We start from the raw sequence: 19290 nt of genomic DNA, 5'->3' as shown, positions 1-19290 counted from the left end.
GCCGGCGCCCGGCGGTCGCGGTGACGTCAGTCGGTGGAACCGGGTGGTGCAGAGGGTGGTGCAGTGGCGCGCGCCTTGTCGATCCGGGCGCCCTGCCGGGTGCGGTCGCCCCCGGACGAGAAGTGGACGGTCGAACCGCCCCGGACCGAGTCCTCGGTGGTCACCGGCCCCGCGCTCAGCCCGCACGGCAGGACGCTGATGACGACGACCGACTCGGGCGACGGCATCACGGTCCGCGACGCCGGCACCGGCAGGAAGCCGCGCGTCCTGCCCGAGGCGACGTGCGACGGGCCGGACGAGGCCGGGGAGCGCTGTCCGCCGTCTCGCCCGACGGCGCCACCGTACTGACGGACACCGGGACCCTCCTCAGCGCCCGGGGGAAGCGCGGCGAGCGCACGGCACTGGACAACTGCGCGTGCCACCGTCTTCAGCGCCGCCGGCGACCGCGCCGCCGTGGTCGACTCGGCCGGCGGCATCCCCCTCCGCGCGAGTGCTGAGTCCGGCGGCCGGGCGGGCCCCGCGACGCCTGTGCGAGGATCGGGCCGTGTGCCCGGATCGGGGTCGGGGAGGTGGGGGCGTGAACTGCCAGAGGTGCGGGGCGGCGGCGTTGCGGCAGGGGTCGGGCTGGGTCTGCGGCCAGGGGTGCGGTTGGTCGTCGGCCGTGCCGGGCCCGGCGGGGCTAGGCTCGGGTGATGAGCGGCAGGTGGCCACCGGAACAGGAGGCGGACATGACCGCACCCGCGGCGCAGACGCCTGAGATCACGACGACCGAGTGCCGGGCGTGCGGCGCGGCGGTGTCCGGCCTGGACGGCCGGTACGCCTGCGGCGTGTGCGGCTGGGTCAACGCCTGGTCCGAGGGGCACGGCGCGCTGCCCACCGCCGAACAGGACCCCGACCACCCGGGTTCCACCACGGCGTGACCCACCGGGACGCCCCCACGCCAGGCGGCGACCCCGGCCGGCGGTGACCGGGTGTCCGCGCGTGGGGAACGGCCCGGCCGGACACCCCGGAGAGCGGGGAGGTGTCCCGGCCGCTGCCCGGTCCGCCACCACCGCCACCGTTTTCACGCCATCCGGAGCATTCGGGGAATATTCCGCTCCAAAAGAAAAAGCTCTGGCCGAGAAGCATTTCACCGGAAAATCGAAGCGAAGATTCCGGCCAATGCGGCAAAACGTGAGCATCGTCACGGTGGACCCGGCGTGCCCCGGTGGTTCTAATTGGCGGGCCCACGCGGACCTCCGGTCCGTCCCGGGCTCCACGGGGGACTGCGAGGGGGTCATCGAACAGGGAACGCCACGCCGCCGCGACGGTGGTCGCGCCGCGCCGCCGACGCCTTCCGCGGCACCGCTTCCCACCTTCTCCTTCCACTCTCCCGGCTTCAACGAACGCTATCCGGGCCGCACGAGTTCCGCCGGGATCCGGCGGAACTCGACTGAGAGGGACAACGATGACGGACAGCAGTCGCACGAACCGGTCACCCCGGGACGACGACCGGTTCGAGAAGTTCCCGCTGACGGAGATCCAGTACGCCTACTGGGTCGGCCGGGGTTCCAACTTCGTCCTGGGCAACGTGGCGCCGCACGCCTACTTCGAACTCGAAGGGCGACGCCTCGACCCCGAAGTGCTCTCACGCTCCTGGCAGACCCTCATCGACCGCCACGACATGCTGCGGGCCGTCGTGGACGAGGACGGCCGGCAACACGTCCTGCCCTCGGTCCCGGAGTTCCGGGTGCGATGTACCGACCTGCGGTCGGCCCCGCCGGACGAGGCGCACCGGACGCTGACCGCGATACGCGACGAGATGTCCCACCACGTCTACACGACCGCCGACTGGCCGCTGTTCGACATCCGTCTCTCACGGCTCCCCGCACACGACCGGCTGCACGTCAGCCTGGACCTCCTCATGGTCGACCTGGCCAGCCTCACCCTGCTGTTCAGCGAGTGGAGCGCGCTCTGCCAGGACCCCGGCCTCGAACTGCCGCCCGTAAACGTGACGTTCCGCGAGTACGCGCTGGCCCTCGAACGCGGCTCCCAGGCACCCCGCCACCGCAACGCCCTCGACTACTGGACCTCACGCGCCGCGACCCTCGCCCCGCCGCCGGACCTGCCGCTGGCCACGTCGCCCGTCAGCGTCCACAAGCCGCGCTTCACCCACCGCGAGTACCACCTCCCCGAGGACGACTGGAAGCGACTCCAGGAACGCTGCGAGGCACGCGGCCTGACCCCGACCGCCGTCCTCGCCGCCCTCTTCTCCGAGGTCCTCGCCGTCTGGAGCGGAACCCGGCGCTTCACCCTCAACCTCACCCTCTTCAACCGCCTGCCGCTGCTGCTGGAGAGGAACGCGGCGGGCAAGCGGGTCGTCCACCCGCACCTGCGCCGGATGGTCGGCGACTTCACCTCCATCTGCCTGCTGGAGATGGACGCGTCGGCGGGGCGCTCGCTGACCGAGCGCGCCGAGGCCACCCAGATCCAGCTGCAGAAGGACCTGCGGCACCGCCAGGTCAGCGCGCTGCAGACGCTCCGCGAACGCCGCAGGCTCGGGCTGCAGAGCGGCTTCGAGACGATGCCCGTGGTGTTCACCAGCGGACTCGGCACCGCGGCGGACGTGTCCGGCGCGATGAGGTACTTCGGTGACATCTCGTACCGGGTCAGCCAGACACCGCAGGTGTGGCTCGACCACCAGGTGGTCGACTTCACCGGGTCCCTCGACCTGACCTGGGACTGCGTCGAGGAACTGTTCCCCGAGGGCCTCCTCGACGACATGTTCGCCACCTACTGCGGCATGGTCGCCCGGCTGGCCCGCGAGGACACGATGTGGGGCGAGGACCTGGGCGTCACGCTCCCCGGGCACCAGCTGACGGGCCGCGAGCGGGCCAACGCCACCCACGGCCCGCGCCCCGCGGGCCTGCTCCACGAGCCGTTCCTCGACCGCGCCGCCGCCCACCCCGAACGGCCCGCGGTGCTCACCGCCACCCGCGAGGTCACCTACGGCGAACTCGCCGCCCACGCCGACGCCGTACGGCACGACATCGCGACCGCGGCCGGCGGGGACCTCCGGGACCGCCTCGTCGGCATCACCCTCGACAAGGGGCCGGAGCAGATCGCCGCGGCGTACGCCGTGATGATGGCGGGTGCCGCCTACCTCCCCGTCGGCACCGCCCTCCCGGCGCAGCGCCGGGCCCGCATCCTCGCCGACGGCGCGGCGGCCGGCGTCGTCACCGACAGCGCCCTGGACGCCGCCCTGGAGTGGCCCGACGACGTGCCCCGCCTCCTCGCCGACCGGACGCGGACGGCGAACCCGCCCGGCCCCGGCGCCGCGGACCGCCTCCCCCCGGGGCCCGCCCGCCCCGGCGACCTCGCCTACGTCCTGTACACCTCGGGCTCCACGGGCACCCCGAAGGGCGTCATGATCGAGCACGGCGCCGTGCTCAACACCGTCGCCGACATCAACGAGCGCTTCGGCGTCGGGCCCGGCGACCGGGTCTTCGGCATCGCCGACCTCGGGTTCGACCTGTCCGTGTACGACGTGTTCGGCACGCACGCCGCGGGCGCCGCGCTCGTCCTGCCCGACCCGGACATGCGCTCCGAACCGGCGCACTGGGCGAAGGTCATGACGCAGCACGGGGTCACCGTCTGGAACTCCGTACCGGCGCAGATGCAGATGCTGGTGGAGCACCTGGAGGCGGGCGGGGAGGTCCCGGAGCGCCTGCGGCTGGTGCTCCTCAGCGGCGACTGGATCCCCGTCGACCTGCCCCGCCGCATCCGCGACCTGTGGCCGGACGCCGAGGTCGTCAGCCTCGGCGGCGCCACCGAGGCGTCCATCTGGTCCATCCACCACCCCGTCGACGACGTGCCCCGGGGCGCCAGGAGCATCCCGTACGGCGTACCGCTGCGCAACCAGACCTTCCACGTGCTGGACGAGCGGATGGAACCCTGCCCCGTGTGGACCGCCGGTCAGCTGTACATCGGCGGCGCCGGCCTGGCACGCGGCTACTGGGGCGACGAGGAGCGCACCGCCGCGAGCTTCGTGCGCCACCCGCGCACCGGTGAACGCCTCTACCGCACGGGCGACTTCGGGCGCTACACCGCCGACGGGACCATCGAGTTCCTCGGCCGCCGGGACGGCCAGGTCAAGATCAACGGGCACCGGGTCGAACTCGGCGAGATCGAGGCGACGCTGTCGCAGCACCCGGGCGTGGACGCCTCGGTGGTGGTCAAGACGTCCGACGGCTCCGGCGCCGCCCGGCTGCACGGGTACGTCGTGCCCTCACCCCGCGACGAGACGCTGTTCGTGACCGAGCGGGTGGAGCCCGCGACGAGCCGGGAGTGGTGGCAAGCCGTCCGCTCGGCGGGCGACCGGCCGAGCGCCGGCCCCGGGCCGGAGGCGCTGCGCTCCGCGTGGGACGTGCTCGACGAGGTGTACACCGCCGCCACCGCCGCGGCCTTCCGTTCCTTCGGGCTGCCGCACACCCCCGGCGCCGCCTTCGACCCGGCGGCGCTGCGCGGCGCGGGCGTCGCCCCTCGGTACGAACGCTGGCTCGCGCGCGCCGTCGCCGGCCTGGAGGCGACCGGCCGTCTGCGCCCCGGCCCCGACGGGCCCACCGTGGCGCGCGAGCTGCCCGCCGCCCTCCCGCCGGAGCTCAAGGCGCGGGCGCGCCACGTCCTGAAGGAGGTCCTGGGCATCGAGCAGGACGTCACCGACTGGATGCTCTCCCTCGCCGACGGCCTGGCCGACGTGCTCACCCAGAGCGTCCACTCGGCGGAGCTGTACGCCTCGGACCGTACGCCCGGCGTCTACGACCGGCTCTTCGGCCCCACCTACGAGGCGGCGGCCGGGGCCGTGGCCGCGTACGCCGGCAGCCTGCCCGCAGACCGCCCGCTGCGGGCCATGGAGGTGGGCTCCGGCTACGGGTCACTGACCCGGCACCTGCTGCCGCTGCTGCCGCCCGGCCGCACCGAGTACCTCTTCACGGACATCTCGCGCTACTTCACCGACCGGGCCCGCGCGCAGTTCGCCGGCCACCCGGCGCTGCGGTACGACCTGTTCGACCTCGACCTGCCGCCCGCCGTCCAGGGGTTCGGCGACCGGACCGCCGACCTCCTCGTCGCGGCGAGCGTGCTGCACGACATGCGGCGGATCCGGCCCACGCTGAGGAACCTGAGGTCCATCACGGCACCGGGGGGCATCCTGCTCATGGTCGAGCAGACCACCTTCCACCCGTGGTTCGACCTCGTCATGGGGCTCCAGCAGGGCTTCGACAACTTCGAGGACACCGAACTGCGTGCCCGGCACTGCCTGTTGACCCGTGACCAGTGGCGGGCCGAACTCACCGCCGCCGGCTTCGACCGAGCCGAGGTGCTCACCACGAGCGGCGGTCCCGCCTCCGTCGGCTTCGACGTCATCGTCGCGCAGGCACCGGACACGCGCCGCCGGTTCGCCCCCGAGGCGCTGCGGGACTTCGCCGCCGAACGGCTGCCCCGGCACATGGTCCCGTCCCGCATCCTGGCGCTGGACGAACTCCCGCTGTCCGCCACCGGAAAGGTGGACCGCGCCGCGCTCGCCAAGGCCGGCGCGCGGAGCGCCTCACGGGGCCGGCCGGCCAAGCCGCCGCGCACGGACCGGCAGCGCAAGCTCGTCGAGATCTGGCGCGAGGTGCTCGGGCTCACCCAGGTGGACCTGGACGACGACTTCCTCGACGCGGGCGGCGACTCGCTGCTCGCCGCGCGGCTCGTCACGCACCTCCAGACCGCGTTCGACGTCACCGTGCCGGTCGGCACGGTCCTCCAGTACACGACGGTGGAGGCGCTCGACGGCTACCTCGAGCAGCTTCTCGGACCGTCCGAGCTCATGCCCGGGGAGAAGTGATGAACCATACGCAAGCGTCGAGTGCGAGCCCGCTCGGCGGGACGGATCGGGAAGCGGCGGCCGGCCGGCCGGCCGCCGGGGCGGTCACCGGATGGGTCGTGGCCTTCCTCGCGGAGATCCTCGACATCTCACCCGACGAGATCGACCCCACCACGCCGCTCGACGAGCTGGGGGTCGACTCGGCCACCACGCTCGTGCTGTGCGCCGGGCTCGCCGCCCGGTTCGGCATCCCGGTACGCCCGCGGGACGTCCTCGACCACTTCACGGCGGACGCCCTGGGCCGGCACCTGGCGGCTGCGCTGCCCGCGGGAGTGTGAGCCCGCGGTGAACGACGTCATACCGCCTCGCTGGACCCTCGGCGGAGCACCCCGTCCGGCCGCCCCCCGGCTCTACTGCTTCCCGCACGGGGGCGGCTCGGCCGCCGAGTACCTGCGCTGGGCACGGGACGTGCGGAACGCCGAGACGCACGCGGTGCAGTTGCCGGGGCGGGGATCGCGCATCGACGAGCCCGTGCTCACGTCGGTGGACGCGCTCGCCGAGGCGTTCCTCGCCGGAGCCGGGCCCTTCCCGGAGCCCTTCGTCTTCTTCGGCCACAGCTTCGGCTCGCTCCTCGCGTTCGAGACCACCCGGGCACTGCGGGCGGCCGGACGGCCGCTCCCCGCGCACCTCGTCGTCTCGGGCTACCCGGCCCCGCACCTCCCCCGTGCCGCCTCGGGGCTGCACCGGCTCGGGGACAGGGAGCTGATGGAGACCGTCGCCGCCCTGCACGGCGGCATCCCGGCGGAGGTGCTGGCCTGTGAGGAACTGGTGGTCCTCGCCGCGCGCGCCCTGCGCGCCGACTACCAGGCGCTGGAGACGTACGCCCACCGCCCGGAGGAACCCCTGTCGGTGCCCATCACCGTCCTGGGCGGCACGGAGGACCGGGTGACCGCCGAGAAACTGGAGGCGTGGCGGGAGCTGACGGACGCCGAGGTGACGGTACGGCGGTTCCCCGGTGGCCACTTCTACCTGCGGGAGAGCCCGGCACCCGTACTGCGGGCACTGGCCGGCGCCCTCGGTTCGGTGACCGCGCGGGAGAGGAACACCACGTGCTGACCTTCGCGGCCGCCTCACTGGTGCTCATCATGATCCCGGGCCCGGACCAGGCACTGATCACCCGCAGCGCGCTGGCCGGCGGGCGACGGGCGGGCCTGCTCACCATGGTGGGCGGCGTGCTCGGCCTGGTCGTCCACGTCGGGGCGGCCGTGCTCGGCATCTCGGCGGTGCTGATCGCCTCCGCGACCGCGTTCACCGCGCTCAAGGTCGTCGGCGCGGTCTACCTCGTCTGGATGGGCGTCGCGACCCTGCGCGGCGCCCGCCGGACCCTGCGGGAGGACCCCGGCGAGGAGGCGCCCGCGACGGACGCCGCCACCGGCCGGTACGTCCGGTACGGCTTCCTCTCCAACGCCCTCAACCCGAAGGTCGCGCTCTTCTTCGTGACCTTCCTGCCGCAGTTCCTGCCCGCGACGGGGAACGTGCTGCCGCGCGCGATGGCGCTGTCGCTGGTGTTCGCCGCCCTGTACCTGCTGTGGTTCAGCCTGTACGTGGTCACGGTCGACCGGCTCGGCAGGGTGCTGCGCAGGCCACGGGTGCGCGCCCGGATCGAGCAGGTCACCGGGGTGCTCCTGATCGGCTTCGCGGTGCGGCTGGCCCTCCAGGCCCCCTGACGGCACCCCCGCCCCCGGCCGCGCCCGGCCGGGGGCGGGGGTGCCGTCAGGCCGGGTGGCGGGTGCCCCGGTGGAGCCGGGTGCCTCCCGGGCGCCGTTGTCCATACGCACTTGTGCCCATGGCCCCGGCCCCCCGGCCGGAGTCATAGTCGAGCAGCGGCGGATCAATGACCTGAAGTCCGCCGCGCGAGGGGGAGACCGTGTTCCGTAGAACAACGGCCAGGAAAGCCGTGCCCGGCGCTACGACGCCGTGGCACAGCCCCCGTACGGGTACGGGGGCGCGATCACCGCGTCACCGTGCTGAACGGGGTTGAGCACGGTGGCGCGGTGCGCCGTCCGTTCGCACGGGTGACCGCCGTACGCGGCGGCACGCGCGCCCGCGGGCTCGCGTACGTCAGCGGCGGTGACCGCCGCGTTCATGATCCGACCACCGCGACGGAAGAGCGGCGCAGCACGACCCGGCTCCACGGTCGCGACGCCCGTGCGACCGCGCCGGTCCCGCCTTCGGCAACGGTTCCCCCCACCGCATCCGCGCGATACGCCGGCGACGTGCTCGGCGGCGCGATCACGCACCTCGAGGCCCGGCGCGGCCGACACCGCCCGGCCGACCTTCGGAGAGGCGATCATCGACATGCGTCCACTGCGTTCCCTCCTCGCGTCCGTCACGGCGGTGTGCGCCGTGGCGGCCGGCGTGACCCTCGCCGGTCCCGCCGAGCCCGCCCAGGCCGCCGCGTCGGACTGCACCGGCGGCGCCCGCGGGTTCCGCGACCACCCCGACAACGCCTCCGGCGACACGTACAAGCCCCGCAGCCTCGACCTCGGCGGCGGCGTGAGGATCACCCTGGAGAAGGGGGTGTACGTGGACCAGCAGATCGCCTTCGGGAAGATCAGCGGTCCCACGTTCCCGGGGGACAAGGTCTGGATGGACTGGAAGGCCGACGGCTGGGACCAGGGGGGCCCTCCCGGCACCGCGATGCGCCCCTGGCTCCAGTGCGGTCCGTTCACCGTCCAGAGCATCGGGCAGAGCCTGACGACCCCCTTCAAGCGCACCAGCACCGACCCGGCCTACCAGTTCCGGGTGTGCGGTTCGCTCAACTCCAACGGCGTCGTCCGCTGCGCCACCGCCAATGGCGTCGACTGGTGGTAGCCGGCCCGACGCCCTGGCGCACGCCGGGCCGCCGGGCACGGTGACAACGCCGGCGGCCCGGCGGCGACACCCGTTGGCGGGCTACCGACGCCGGAACCAGCGGCCCCGGGACCTCTCCGGCGGCGCCGGAACCACACCGGTCCGCGCCGGCGCCGGGCCCGGCCGTTCAACGCCTTCCACCGCCCTCGGCCGGGCCTGGGGCGTGAACGTGACGGGCAGACCGGTCAGCCGCCGCGACATCCACGTACCCACCACCCGCAGCTCGTCGTCGGTCACGGAGAGGCGAAGGTCCGGGACCCGTTCCAGCAGCAGGTCGATACCCGTCTCCGCGATCGCGCGGCCGAGGTCCTGACCGGGGCACTCATGCGGTCCCGCGCCGAACGACAGGTGTGAGCGGTTGCCGTGCATGGGCACGGTGAGGTCCGGCCGGATGCCCGGGTCGACGTTGCCGGCCGCGAGGCCGAGCATCACCATGTCGCCGGCCATGATGTGCCGGCCGCCCAGCCGGGTGTCGCCCGTCGCCCACCGGGTCGGCACCACGGAGAGCGGAGGGTGGTCCCACAGGACGTGGTCCAGCGCGTCGGGCAGGGTCATCTGCCCGCCGGACAGGTGACCGCGGAAGCGCCGGTCGGTCAGCACCATGCGCAGCGTGTTGGCGATCAGGTTCGCGGTCGGTTCCAGCGCGGCGACGAGCGCCAGGCGCAGGTGCTCGCGGACTTCCTCCTCCGTCAGGCCGGAGGGGTGGACCAGCAGCCAGCTGGCCAGGTCGTCACCGGGCCGCTGCTTCTTGTGCCGCACCAGTTCGTCCATCATCCCGACGACGAGCTGGTTGCTCCGGAGGGCCGACTCCCCGCCGCCGACCATGTCGCTCACGGCCGCGCCCACGGTCAGGGCGTCCTCCTCCCGGATGCCGAACTGCTGGCAGACGACCAGGGCGGGGAGCTTCCGGGCGAAGTCGTCGACGAGATCGGCCCGGCCGGCACTGGCGAAGTCGTCGATGAGGCGGGTGGTGTAGCGCGTGATGTACCTGCGCAGCCGGTGCCGGTTCACCCGGGCCAGGCTCTCGGTCACCGCCTGCCGAAGACGGGCGTGCTCCGCGCCGTCGGTCAGCGCGACCAGCGGCTGCCACGCGGTGATGGGCAGGAGAGGCGAGTCCGCGGACAGGGAGCCTTCCCGAACGGCGTGCCAGTGCCGGGAGTCGGAGGAGAAACGCGGCGAACGCATCACCTCCAGGTTCTCCCGGTGCCCGAGGACCAGCCAGGCCGGCACGCCCCCGTACAGCAGCACGGGCGCCACGGCCCCGTGCTCCTTGCGGAGCTGCTCGTACAGGGCGTAGGGCTGCGCCTCCGCCTCCGGGCCGTACAGCGGGCGAAGGCCGCCGGCGGCCCGGGCGTGCGCCGGGCAGCCGACGGGGGCGGCCGACGCGCTGGAGCCGGTCGGGGCATGGGGAGGGGTGGTCACGTGGCCTCCGGGCAGCGGCGGGCGGCTCGTGGGCGGCGCCCGCACTGAGATGACGAAAGGTCAATGATCCGCAGCTTACTGTCATCGTGTACCTGCCAGGCAGGCGGGGCCCGTCCCAAGTGGCATGGACTCGGGGGAGACTTGGGTACCGATGATCTTGCTTGGGGACAAGGGGGTCGCGCACCCGCGCGGCTCCGCCCCGCTCCGGCGCCGGCCGGGAGGTCCGTCCGGCGGCCGGACGCCCTGCCTGAGAGGATTCCTCATGTCGCACGTCGCGGAGCTGCGGCCGATCGCGTCCGTTCCTCGTGTACCCGGATCCGTACCGCTCCTCGGTCACGCCCTCGCGCTGTGGCGAGACCCCCTGGGCTTCCTGTCCTCCCTGCGGCAGCACGGTGACCTGGTACGTGTCGACCTGGGCACCATGCCCATGTACGTGGTGACCACGCCCGACCTCGTGCACGAGGTGACGGTCCGGCAGGCCGGGAAGTTCGAGAAGGGCCGGTTCTTCGACCGGCTGCGGCCCCTGGCCGGGAACGGGCTCGCCAACGCGGACGGCGAGCTGCACAGGAAACACCGCCGGATGATCCAGCCCATGTTCTCCCGCGAGCGCATCACCGGCTACTCCGAGATCATGAGCGCCAACGCCCGGTCCATGGCGGACTCATGGGCGCCGGGAGACGTCATCGACCTGGAACCCGCCATGGCGGGGTACGCGGTCGAGACCCTCGCGCGCACGCTGTTCTCGACCGACATCGGCCTGCCGGCCGTCGACGCCGTGCGCAAGAACCTGCCCGTGCTGCTGACCAACCTCCTCATACGCGCCGCCTCCCCGAAGATGCTGGACCGGCTGCCCATCCCCGCCAACCGCCGGTTCGACCGGGCGGCGGCCGGGCTGCGCGCGGTGATCGACGAGGTGGTCGCCACCTCGCGGGCCGCCGGGCCCACGGACCACGACGACCTGCTGTCGCTGCTCCTGGCCGCCCGGGACGAGGAGAGCGGCAGCCGCATGTCGGACGTCCAGGTGCGCGACGAACTGGCCACCATCCTGTTCGCCGGCGCCGAGACCACGGCAGCCACCCTCGCATGGGCGTTCCACGAGCTGGCCGCCCGCCCCGACGTGGAGGAGGACCTGGTCGCCGAGATCGACCGGGTCGTCGGCGACGGACCGGTCACGGCCCTGCACGTCCCCGAACTGAAGGGCATCCGCAGGGTCATCGACGAGGTCGTCCGGCTGCACGGCGTCACGCTGTTGATGCGGCGGACCACCGAGCCCGTCACCCTGGGCGGGGTCGGCATGCCGGCCGGCACCGAAGTCGCGTTCAGTCTGTACGCGCTGCACCGCGATCCCGGGCTGTACGAGAACGCCGACCGCTTCGACCCCGACAGGTGGCTGCCGGAGCGGCAGGCCGAGGGCCCCGGCCGCCGTGCCTACATCCCCTTCGGGGCCGGCAACCGCAAGTGCATCGGCGACCTGTTCGTCTGGACCGAGGCCACCATCGCCATCGCGACCGTCCTCCGCCGGTGGCGGCTCGTCCCCGTGCCGGGCCACACACCCCGGGAGGTCGCGTCGGCGGTAGCGCACGCCGACCGCATCCCCATGACCGTGGTCGCCCGCCGGTGACCGTGTCACAAAGGGTCCCCGGCCGCCGCGCGCGGAGCCGGGGCCGCCGCGTCGCGCGGGTCAGGCGGTGCCGACCAGCCTCGCCCGCCCCGGCCGGGTCGCCACCAGGCGCTCCACCGGGGACGGGCCGGGGGGCACCACGCCCCACCACCACGAGACCGCCTCGATGGGCAGCGGCTCCCGGCTGTCGTCGGTGGGGGTGTCCGTGAACGCGACGGGCAGCCCGGCCGGGTCGTCCGGTGTGGTGTAGCGGACGGAGCTGATGCCCCAGTCCTGCGAACCGCGGACGAAGCTCCGCAACCCCGCCATGTACTGCCTCATCTGCGGACTGCCTGCCGCGGAGAGGTGATCGGACAGCCGGACGAAGGCCGTCAGCACGCGGTCGCGCTGGGCGATGGCGGTACTCATCGCCTCCCCCGCGGTGAGACCGCCCTCCTCCAGGACCCGCAGTACGTTGAGGAAGTAGCCGCCGGCGCCCCGTTCCTTGTGGTCGGACAGGATGTCGTTGTCCCACGTGATGACGAACGAGGCCATCTCCTCGGCGGCGCGCACGGCCCGGTGATCGCGTTCGTGCGGCTGGAGTTCGTACCCGTGAGCCATCTCCAGCAGGGGGAAGACCACGGTGGTCGCGCCGTCGTACAGTCTCATCAGGGTGTAGTCCGAGAGGCCGGGCACGGTGCCGGCGCCGCGATGGGACGCCTCCCACACCACCGAGAAGAAGTACTCCCGCAGATGGGACACCCACCGCGCGGCCTGGCCGGCCGTGCCGTAACCGTCGACCCGGGCCCGCAGGTCGCGCAGGCCGTCCGCCAGCGGGTCGTCGAGCATCAGCGGGACCTCCGGGTTCTGCGCGACCCGCAGCAGGCGGTGAAGCGTTTCCGCCAGGTCCCCCGGGCGCCGGCCCAGGTCCCCCTCCTCGCAGCAGCCGTCGTCGACACCGAACAGCCACAGGACGAAGTCGGCCATCAGCTGCACCACTTCCTCGCGCCCGGCCGGCATGACGCGCGCGGCGAACGACCCGATCGCGTGCCGGACGAGCCGCCGGCGCAGCTCGTCGGACCCGATCCGGTGTGCCTCGGCCCATGCCGTCGTCCGCACCTCGACATCGGCGTGGCGTGGATGGATGGCGGGCGGTATGGGGGAGAAGAGCGGCGGGACTATCACGGGTGGGGGTCTCCATCTGTCGTCGGTGCCGCGGCACCGTGCCGGCTCGGCGCGCCTCGTACTGCCGTTCCTGTGTCTCATCCGTGATCATCCGGTACGACGGATGGCTTGATCCAGTAGGACTATCCACCTCATATGCGCCCAGGCGACCCATGGACCGGTCGAAGCCGCCGTCGGTCGGCGTGATGCCGATCGCGCGTTTCCGGTTCCGCGCACGGCGCGGCGGGTAGCGTGACCGGCACAGACGACTGGGGGGCGGTCCATGGAAGTGCTGATCGGCGCGGGGGTCGTGGTGGTGGTGCTGATCACCGTGCTCGTACGGCGGGACCGCAGGCCGCGTACGGAGAACCTGGACGGTCAACTCGTCGAGCGGGACGCGAGCCTGCGGCTCCAGCGGCACCGCGGCGAGGCGCGGGCCGCCGAAGGGGCCGAGATCCAGGCGCTCCTGGAGCGGCGCAGGGGCAGAGACCACCGCTGAGCGGCCGTACGGCGGGGCCCGACAAGGCGGGAGGGCGCGGACCGGCGGAGCGCGTGGACCGCGGAGTGCGCCGGGCGTACCAGGAGACCGCCTCCGCCGCCCGGACCAGCCTCCGGGCACCGGCCGGCCCCCGGCCCCGGCCCCGGCCGCCCGGGGGCACGAACGCGCCCGCGCGCCAGTAGGCTTCGGCCCGCCGCGCCGGAGGCGTACCCCGCAGGCGGCGGCGGCGACTTCGTGACGGTGCCGCGCCTTTCGCGGCCGCCGCCTGGGACGGGAGCACGGGATGATCGCCGCGGAGTACGGCTACGAGGTTCTGCCCGGGGTGGCGCTGGACACCCCCGGTGTCGAGGAGGTCCTGCGCCGTCGTGAACGCGGCCTGCGATGGGGCGTCCTGGCGCTGGCCGCCGAGGTCATGGCGTCGGTGGCGGTACTCGTCACCGCCGGTCCCGGCTCCACGGCGGCCGTGGTCACCGCCGTGTGCCTCGCTCCGGTCATCGCCGTGACCGCCGGCCTGACATGGCTCTGGTGGCGTGCGCGACGCAAGGAGCGTCTGGTCCTGCGTACCTATGGCTGGCAGGTGTGGCCCGTCCGCACGGCGGAGGTCCGGGTGGTGGCCGCCGAGGGCGAACGGGCCCAGGGGCGGCGCTGGGCCACGGACGGCCGGGTGGTGCTCCTCCAGCCGGACGGGCGAAGCCACTGCTCGTTCCCCGTCCCCGGGGACGGATGGGACGGCCCCCCGCCCCGGGGACGGCGCCGGGACGACCAGGTGTGGTTCGCGGGCGACACCCGGTTCGGCGGAATGATCGCCGAACCGGGTGGGCTGCCCTTCCGCCACGTCGTCCGCTCGGCGCCGGGCAAGCGCCGGGGCAGCGGGGCGGAGGACGAACTGGCGCGCCGCGCCGGTCTGATGCCCCGCAACCGGCGCCCCGGCTCGTGACCCGACCCGGCCCGACCCGGCCCGCCCCGCCCCGGCACCCGGCGGGCCCGCTCGCCGCGCCGTCGCGCGGCCCGGTCATCACCGACGGCCGTCCCGGCCGCCGAGCCCGGCCCGCCACAGGTCGCGCAGCAGAGCGATCTCGGCCATGTGGTGGATGAGTTCGAGGTTGGCCCCCGACAGCACACCGACGTACGGGTCGTCGGGATCGGAACCGTACGGGTACTGCGAGAAGCCGACCGTGTCGAGCTGCTCCTCGGTGACGGAGGCGACGCTGTCGCGCCAGCGGTCGAGCGTCACCCAGAACCGCTCGAGCGCCGAGGCGGCGGACGGAGTGAAGTCGACCATCAGCTTGGGGTCCTGCCGCCGCCCGCCGAAGCTCCACTCCCAACTGCCCGCGAACTGGTAGTGCAGATGGCCCAGCCGCCAGGCGATGGTCGCGACCGGCGCGTCGTCGGGTTCCGGTTCACCGGTGTGGCCGAGGACCTCCTCGACCCGACCGACACTCACGCTCCAGTCCTCGGCGATCTTCGCCACGCTCATGCCACCGGCGGCCTGGCGGGCGACCTCGGCGTACTCGCTCGCCGGGATGTCCGGGGCGCCCAGGTCCAGGACCCACTCGCCCGGCCCGAACGCCCTGGGCGTCGTCGCCTCGCCCCGGCGCCGGATCGACCAGCACCCCGGCACCGGCTCCCACAGGTACTCCTCGTCGCCGAGCCCGGCCAGCCGCACCCGGGCCATGTCCCTGGCCTTGTCGAACTGCTCCAGCAATATGCCCAGACGGTCCGTCCGCGCGTTCCCGGTCTCCATGCCTCGGCCTCTCTTCCCGGTCATGTCGCATGTCCTTGCGCCAGGCGGAAGGTAGCGCCTCGGGGTGGGATCCGCGACGGGGTTTCCGTCCGCCGGGGACCCGTCCTGAGTACGCGCACCCATGCGCGCCGACCGCAGACTCCGAACCGGTCGGCGTGCCCTCGGGTCACGGCTCACGGGGGAACGCCGTCCGCTCGGCGAGGGGGCCGGATCCGGTGTCGGAGCCGGTGTCGGGGCCTCGGCCGGTGTCGGGGACGGGCACGCCGAGTCGCGCCGCCATGTCGGTGAGCGCCGGACCGAGGGGGAGGGCGACCCGGGCGACGGCGTGCCGGTCGCCACGGGTGGGGTCCCGGTTGACGATCAGTACCGGTGTCCCGGCCCGGGCCGCCTGGCGGACGAACCGGAGCCCGGACATCACCGTCAGCGAGGACCCCAGGACCAGGAGCGAGGACGCCTCGCCGACCAGGCCGCGGCACTGCTCGACCCTCCGGGGCGGTACCGCCTCGCCGAAGAACACCACGTCCGGCTTGAGGACGCCGCCGCAGAGCGCGCAGGGCACCACGCGGAAGTCGCCGACCTGTTCGTCGGTGAGGTCGGCGTCGCCGTCCGGGTTGATCCCGGCCGCCACCGGTGCGAAGCCGGGGTTGGCCTCGTGGAGCCGCCGAGCGAGTTCGCGGCGCGGGCTGAAGGCTCCGCAGGAGAGGCAGACGACCCGGTCCAGGCTGCCGTGGAGCTCCACGACGCCCTGGCTCCCGGCGGCCTGGTGCAGTCCGTCGACGTTCTGGGTGATCACGCCCGTCAGCAGGCCGTGCCGCCCGAACGCGGCCACGGCCCGGTGTCCGGCGTTGGGACGGGCTCGGCCGAAGGTGCGCCATCCGAGGTGGCTGCGCGCCCAGTAGCGGCGCCGGGCGCGGGCGCAGGCGATGAAGTCCTGGTACGTCATCGGGGTGTGCCGGCTCAGGCTCCCCCCTTCACCCCGGTAGTCGGGGATGCCCGACTCCGTGGAGATACCCGCCCCGCTGAGCACCAGCACGTTGCCGGCCCGCAGCGCCTCGACGACCGGCTCCGGGTCCGTGGTGCCCGGTGGCCAGTCCGCGGTGGGGGTCCAGCTCAGAGTGGGGCGCATACGCATGCCGCCAGGGTACGAAACGGTCGCCACCGCCCGCGTGCGTCGACCGGCCGGCGGGAGCCGTGCGCCCCGCGACGCGTCACCCGGTGTGACACTGGGGGAGTGACGCACAGCGGACGGCGGACGGACCGGCGCCTGGAAGAGGCGATCCTGGAGCTGCTGGACCGTCGCGCCCCATCGGCGACGATCTGCCCGTCCGACGCGGCCCGGGCGGTGTACGAAGGGGACGACGACGGCTGGCGCGCGCTGATGGCACCCGCCCGCGAGGCGGCCCGGCGCCTGGTCGCGGCCGGTGAGGTGGAGGTCACCCAGGGCGGGCGCCCCGTCGAGCCGGCGGACGCGCGCGGGCCCATCCGCATCCGCCGCGCCCGCTGACGTACCCGCCGCCGCGCCCGCTGACGTACCCGCCGGCGCGCCCCGGCGGCACCGCCCGACCCGCCCGCCGAGGCGTCGCCCGGCCGACCCGCCCCCGGGCACTTGCGACTGAGGAACTTCCTCGGTCGAAGCACGGCGGACCCACACCGCACCGCACCGCACAGCCCTGACCGGGCCTGCGCCCGCTTCGCTTTCGGCAGCCGCCGCAATTTCCCCACCACCCCGTATTCTCCTTGTGCAGGTGGACGGGAAACAGTGAATTACCGTCGTCGCCGTTCCGGCAACCCGGGGCACCCGACCGTCGGCCGGAATTACGGACGGCTTCGTTGACAGGCCGCGCGTCACGCTGTTAGCAGTGAACCGCAGCAAAAACGACCGCGACACACCGCTGCCGTCGTCACCCGGCATCGAGCAATCCGCCCCGCATCTCGGAGGAGTGATCGTGTCCCTTTCGCGTCGAAAAATTCTTGCCGGTTCCGGTATAGCGGCTTCCTCGCTGGCGTTGGGCTCCGTGGGAAACGCTGCCGCACACAGCGCCGTACCGTCACAGCCCTTCGTGCCGCACGACTGGAAATCCGTCCGTGCGCAGTTCCTGCTCGCGCCCGAGTACGCCCACTTGTCGAACTTCTTCTTCGCCTCGAACCCGGCTCCCGTGCGCCAGGCGATCGCGAAATACCGGAAGGCGTTCGACGAGAACCCGTACAGCTTCCTCGACGACAACATGTTCCAGCGCGACGAGGACATGCTGTGGCGGACCGTGTGCGCCGCCGCCGCGGAGTACGTCGGCGGGCAGCCCCATGAGATCGCCCTCACCAGCAGCACGACGATGGGCCTCGCCCTCATCTACAACGGCCTGCGCCTGAAGCCGGGCCAAGAGGTGCTGACCACGACGCACGAGTTCTATCCGCACCACGAGTCGATTCGTCTGGCGGTCGAGAAGTGGGGCGGAAGCATGCGCAAGATCCCGCTCTACGAATCGTCGCTCAACTTCTCCGCCGATCGGGCGATAGCCCGGATATGTGCCGCCATCCGCCCGAACACCCGCGTCGTCGGTGTCACCTGGGTCCATTCCGGCACCGGCGTGCGCCTGCCGATAGCCGAGATCGCGGCCGCCATCAAGAATCTGAACCGCCACCGTGACGAAGCGGATCGCATTCTGCTGGTGGTGGACGGGGTGCACGGTTTCGGTGTGGTGGACGAGGACGTCGCGAAGATGGGCTGCGATTTCTTCTCCGCGGGCACGCACAAGTGGATCCTCGGTCCGCACGGGACCGGAATCGTCTGGGCCAAGGCGGAGAACTGGGCGCTTCTCCAGCCGACGATTCCCAGCCTCATGGCGAGGGAGACGACCGATGCCTGGCGGCAGGACCGCCCTCCGGCCGGCCCCACCCAGGCCGCGTGGGTGAGCCCGGGCGGGTTCTTCGCGTACGAACACCAGTGGGCCACGGTCGAAGCGTTCCGGTTCCACCGCCAGATCGGGCGCGGACGGATCCAGGACCGGATCGCGGAGCTGAACGGCCAGATCAAGGAAGGTCTGGCCCGAATGAAGCACGTCACGCTGCACACGCCGCTCGACGCCGAACGGTCCGCGGGCTTCGTCTGCTTCGACGTGCGGGGCTACAAGCCCCAGGACGTGGTGCGGATCTTCCGCGACAACCGGGTCATCGCCAGCAGCACGCCGTACGCGGTCCCGCATGTGCGCCTGTCGGCCGGGATCGTCAACTTCCCGAGGGACGTCCACATGGCGCTGAGGGTCGTACGGTCGCTGGCCTGACGAACCGCGACCGCCCGGGCCGCGCGGGCCGGGCGCGCTGTCGGTGACCGCCGCGGGTGCCGGGCCGCCGAGGTGGCCCCCGGCACCCCGGGGACGCGGCCCGCGCCCGGCGGCGCCGGCGGCGGTCACCCGGTGTTCCGGAGCGGGCCGGGCCCCACGCACCGCCCCCACTTCCCGTCCGCCGCCGCACGCAGAAGAGGACCCCCATGGATGTCATGACGGCCGTGCTGTCCCGCCGGAGCGAGCACCGGCTCGCCGAACCCGCCCCCTGTGACCAGGAGTTCGCCTACCTGCTGCGTGCGGCCGCCACCGCGCCCGACCGCGGCGACCTGCGGCCCTGGCGGCTGATCCTGGTGCGTGAGAAGGGCCGTGCCGCCCTGGAGCGCTGCTTCGCGGACGCGTGTGCGGAATCCGGATCATGGCGTGGGCGGGTGGAGGAGATCCGGCGGGCCCCCCTCCTCGCGACGGTGGTGTTCTCGCCCGTGCGGCACGGCACCGGCCTCGGCGGCCCCGTCCCCGAGTGGGAGCAGCTCGCCGCCACCAGCGCCATGGTCAGCTCCCTGATCCTGCTGCTGCACGCCCGTGGTTTCGGCAGTGTCTGGCGCACCGGGGAGTTCACCGGGTCCGAGCGGGTGCGCCGGACACTGGGCCTGCGCGGGGACGAGCGGCTGCTGGGCTGGCTGTGCGTCGGCACCCCCGAGCGGGAGGGGCCGTCGAAGCGGCGGGTGCCCGAGGACGTCACGGACCGGATCTCCGTCTTCGCGCCCTGACGGACGGCCGCGTCCGCGTGCGCCCGTGGGGGTGACGGGCGGAAGGGGCCCCGTG

General features: G+C 73.4%; 18 protein-coding genes. 13 read left to right on the top strand and 5 right to left on the bottom strand.

Annotated elements, in window-relative coordinates:
• The first annotated feature begins 63 nt into the window (after window positions 1–63).
• From IE109_RS13160 to IE109_RS13135, 6 genes are all read left to right on the top strand, one after another.
• Window positions 64–348, top strand: coding sequence for a hypothetical protein (locus IE109_RS13160; protein WP_189551015.1), 285 nt, complete (start codon window positions 64–66; stop codon window positions 346–348).
• Window positions 349–728: 380 nt separating this feature from the next.
• Window positions 729–920, top strand: a complete 192-nt coding sequence (locus tag IE109_RS13155) for a hypothetical protein (RefSeq protein ID WP_189551014.1) — start codon at window positions 729–731, stop codon at window positions 918–920.
• 527 nt (window positions 921–1447) lie between these two features.
• A complete protein-coding gene (locus IE109_RS13150) occupies window positions 1448–5866 on the top strand; it encodes a non-ribosomal peptide synthetase (protein ID WP_189551013.1) in 4419 nt (1472 codons plus the stop codon).
• Window positions 5866–6183, top strand: coding sequence for an acyl carrier protein (locus IE109_RS13145; protein ID WP_189551012.1), 318 nt, complete (start codon window positions 5866–5868; stop codon window positions 6181–6183). Before IE109_RS13150 ends, IE109_RS13145 begins: the two co-directional genes overlap by 1 nt.
• A 7-nt stretch (window positions 6184–6190) precedes the next feature.
• Entirely contained in the window at window positions 6191–6961 is a 771-nt protein-coding gene (locus IE109_RS13140) for a thioesterase II family protein (protein ID WP_189551011.1), read from the top strand.
• Window positions 6955–7572 (top strand): LysE family translocator, encoded by a 618-nt coding sequence (locus tag IE109_RS13135; RefSeq protein WP_189551010.1) that lies wholly within the window; start codon window positions 6955–6957, stop codon window positions 7570–7572. The genes IE109_RS13140 and IE109_RS13135 overlap by 7 nt, the downstream gene beginning before the upstream one ends.
• A gap of 240 nt (window positions 7573–7812) precedes the next feature.
• On the opposite strand, the gene IE109_RS13130 is transcribed toward IE109_RS13135, so the two are convergent.
• On the bottom strand, window positions 7813–7992 hold the full coding sequence (locus IE109_RS13130; protein ID WP_189551009.1) for a hypothetical protein: 180 nt from the start codon (window positions 7990–7992) through the stop codon (window positions 7813–7815).
• Window positions 7993–8203: 211 nt separating this feature from the next.
• On the opposite strand from IE109_RS13130, the gene IE109_RS13125 reads away from it, so the two are divergent.
• Entirely contained in the window at window positions 8204–8719 is a 516-nt protein-coding gene (locus IE109_RS13125; RefSeq protein WP_189551008.1) for a hypothetical protein, read from the top strand.
• Window positions 8720–8800: 81 nt separating this feature from the next.
• Here the strand turns inward: IE109_RS13125 and IE109_RS13120 are convergent, their stop codons facing one another.
• On the bottom strand, window positions 8801–10180 hold the full coding sequence (locus IE109_RS13120) for a cytochrome P450 (protein WP_189551007.1): 1380 nt from the start codon (window positions 10178–10180) through the stop codon (window positions 8801–8803).
• 262 nt (window positions 10181–10442) lie between these two features.
• Between IE109_RS13120 and IE109_RS13115 the strand changes: the two genes are divergently transcribed.
• Entirely contained in the window at window positions 10443–11801 is a 1359-nt protein-coding gene (locus IE109_RS13115) for a cytochrome P450 (protein ID WP_189551006.1), read from the top strand.
• Between the two features lie 60 nt (window positions 11802–11861).
• Here IE109_RS13115 and IE109_RS13110 read toward each other — a convergent pair whose 3' ends face one another.
• On the bottom strand, window positions 11862–12965 hold the full coding sequence (locus IE109_RS13110) for a selina-4(15),7(11)-diene synthase (RefSeq protein WP_189551005.1): 1104 nt from the start codon (window positions 12963–12965) through the stop codon (window positions 11862–11864).
• A gap of 262 nt (window positions 12966–13227) precedes the next feature.
• Between IE109_RS13110 and IE109_RS13105 the strand changes: the two genes are divergently transcribed.
• Window positions 13228–13443 carry a hypothetical protein gene (locus IE109_RS13105; protein ID WP_189551004.1) on the top strand — a complete coding sequence of 72 codons (216 nt, stop codon included), beginning with the start codon at window positions 13228–13230 and terminating at the stop codon, window positions 13441–13443.
• Window positions 13444–13726: 283 nt separating this feature from the next.
• Window positions 13727–14380: a hypothetical protein gene (locus tag IE109_RS13100; protein ID WP_189551003.1), complete on the top strand. Its 654-nt coding sequence runs from the start codon at window positions 13727–13729 to the stop codon at window positions 14378–14380.
• Window positions 14381–14458: 78 nt separating this feature from the next.
• Here IE109_RS13100 and IE109_RS13095 read toward each other — a convergent pair whose 3' ends face one another.
• Both IE109_RS13095 and IE109_RS13090 read right to left on the bottom strand, forming a co-directional pair.
• Window positions 14459–15187, bottom strand: a complete 729-nt coding sequence (locus tag IE109_RS13095; protein ID WP_189551286.1) for a DinB family protein — start codon at window positions 15185–15187, stop codon at window positions 14459–14461.
• A gap of 166 nt (window positions 15188–15353) precedes the next feature.
• The gene (locus IE109_RS13090) at window positions 15354–16319 is read right to left on the bottom strand and encodes an NAD-dependent protein deacetylase (RefSeq protein WP_189551002.1); all 966 of its coding nucleotides are present in this window, start codon (window positions 16317–16319) and stop codon (window positions 15354–15356) included.
• Between the two features lie 99 nt (window positions 16320–16418).
• Between IE109_RS13090 and IE109_RS13085 the strand changes: the two genes are divergently transcribed.
• From IE109_RS13085 to IE109_RS13075, 3 genes are all read left to right on the top strand, one after another.
• Window positions 16419–16691 (top strand): DUF3253 domain-containing protein, encoded by a 273-nt coding sequence (locus IE109_RS13085; RefSeq protein ID WP_189551001.1) that lies wholly within the window; start codon window positions 16419–16421, stop codon window positions 16689–16691.
• Window positions 16692–17046: 355 nt separating this feature from the next.
• Complete coding sequence (locus tag IE109_RS13080; protein ID WP_229890965.1) at window positions 17047–18465, top strand: aminotransferase class V-fold PLP-dependent enzyme; 1419 nt, start codon at window positions 17047–17049, stop codon at window positions 18463–18465.
• A 206-nt stretch (window positions 18466–18671) separates the two neighbouring features.
• Window positions 18672–19235: a nitroreductase family protein gene (locus tag IE109_RS13075; RefSeq protein ID WP_189551000.1), complete on the top strand. Its 564-nt coding sequence runs from the start codon at window positions 18672–18674 to the stop codon at window positions 19233–19235.
• The last annotated feature ends 55 nt before the right edge of the window (window positions 19236–19290 follow it).

The organism is Streptomyces lavendofoliae, from assembly GCF_014649735.1.
GTDB classification, from domain to species: domain Bacteria; phylum Actinomycetota; class Actinomycetes; order Streptomycetales; family Streptomycetaceae; genus Streptomyces; species Streptomyces lavendofoliae.
The sequence above is the reverse complement of the archived record's forward strand: the minus strand, read 5'-3'. Positions and strand labels throughout refer to the sequence as shown.

Coding starts and splice junctions, on each gene's coding strand:
- IE109_RS13155 (WP_189551014.1), top strand. CDS start 729: ATGACCGCACCCGCGGCGCAGACGCCTGAGATCACGACGACCGAGTGC.
- IE109_RS13150 (WP_189551013.1), top strand. CDS start 1,448: ATGACGGACAGCAGTCGCACGAACCGGTCACCCCGGGACGACGACCGG.
- IE109_RS13145 (WP_189551012.1), top strand. CDS start 5,866: ATGAACCATACGCAAGCGTCGAGTGCGAGCCCGCTCGGCGGGACGGAT.
- IE109_RS13130 (WP_189551009.1), bottom strand. CDS start 7,992: ATGAACGCGGCGGTCACCGCCGCTGACGTACGCGAGCCCGCGGGCGCG.
- IE109_RS13125 (WP_189551008.1), top strand. CDS start 8,204: ATGCGTCCACTGCGTTCCCTCCTCGCGTCCGTCACGGCGGTGTGCGCC.
- IE109_RS13115 (WP_189551006.1), top strand. CDS start 10,443: ATGTCGCACGTCGCGGAGCTGCGGCCGATCGCGTCCGTTCCTCGTGTA.
- IE109_RS13105 (WP_189551004.1), top strand. CDS start 13,228: ATGGAAGTGCTGATCGGCGCGGGGGTCGTGGTGGTGGTGCTGATCACC.
- IE109_RS13100 (WP_189551003.1), top strand. CDS start 13,727: ATGATCGCCGCGGAGTACGGCTACGAGGTTCTGCCCGGGGTGGCGCTG.
- IE109_RS13095 (WP_189551286.1), bottom strand. CDS start 15,187: ATGGAGACCGGGAACGCGCGGACGGACCGTCTGGGCATATTGCTGGAG.
- IE109_RS13090 (WP_189551002.1), bottom strand. CDS start 16,319: ATGCGTATGCGCCCCACTCTGAGCTGGACCCCCACCGCGGACTGGCCA.
- IE109_RS13075 (WP_189551000.1), top strand. CDS start 18,672: ATGGATGTCATGACGGCCGTGCTGTCCCGCCGGAGCGAGCACCGGCTC.